This window comes from Herbivorax alkaliphila, from assembly GCF_030848475.1.
Taxonomy (GTDB): domain Bacteria; phylum Bacillota; class Clostridia; order Acetivibrionales; family Acetivibrionaceae; genus Herbivorax.
In genome coordinates this window covers 1-904 of sequence record NZ_JAVDDS010000147.1, presented here as the reverse complement: position 1 = coordinate 904, position 904 = coordinate 1, and the positions used below count along the sequence as shown (strand labels likewise).

At 28.7% G+C, this 904-nt stretch carries 2 protein-coding genes; both read left to right on the top strand.

The window, feature by feature from the left end:
* The first annotated feature begins 181 nt into the window (after window positions 1–181).
* On the top strand, window positions 182–772 hold the full coding sequence (locus RBH29_RS17760) for a YdaS family helix-turn-helix protein (protein ID WP_306698345.1): 591 nt from the start codon (window positions 182–184) through the stop codon (window positions 770–772).
* A gap of 15 nt (window positions 773–787) precedes the next feature.
* On the top strand, window positions 788–904 hold a 117-nt coding region (locus RBH29_RS17755), incomplete at its 3' end, for a type I restriction-modification system subunit M N-terminal domain-containing protein (protein ID WP_306698346.1).

Here is a 904-nt window from a genome sequence, read left to right as displayed (position 1 = left end):
GTCTGGGAAATAAATGCAAGTTTTAAGCTGGTTGGATAAATATATTATGGAATCAATTCCAGATATTAACTGGTGGGACAATCATGTTTTATTCTCGATTTTTATTGACACAGACAATAAAAAGTAATATAATAAATATTAAATTGACACAGACAATTTTTAAATAACAGGTGGTGAGTAATTGATTGGTTTAGAATATATTTTAAGGCTTTATGATATGCAGCACATTGAGCTTGCAGAGTCATTAGGTATAAAAAAACAAAATATAAATTTATGGATAAAGGGAAAACAAAACATACCTAAAAAATATATTCCCACACTAAAAAAGCTTTTTAATATAGAAAGTAATTATTTTTCTAAAGAACTTAATGAGATTGAAAAACTTGAAATTCAAAAAGAAAAACTAAAAAATGATTTAAAGCCTATTGTAAAAGGTTATGAGAATACTTTAAAAGAAGGAGCAGAAACATTTTATAAATCGCCTGTTTATGATAAGGAAGAAATAAATGCAATTGATAGAAACATAGAAAAAGCTAAGATTGTAAGCAGATTTAAAGAAAGCTTAGAACTAGTAGACAAACATCCGTTTATAGATACCTACAAAATAATTATAGAACTTTTAGAACAGGCAGGAACAGAAATAATCCTGCATAAAACATTACAAGGATTGGCTCATTACTTAAATGCACTACCTCAAAGTATTTCTACTGGGGATGAACAAAAAGAATTTGAGTCAGCACTTTTTGAAGTATTAGATGATTATAATTACTAAAGGAGAGATTTAAAGATGGCAGAGGTTACAGGCAACATTGGATTTGAAGAAACTTTATGGAAGGCAGCGGATAAACTTAGGGGTAGTATGGATGCTAGTGAATACAAGCATGTAGTTTTAGGACTTATATTT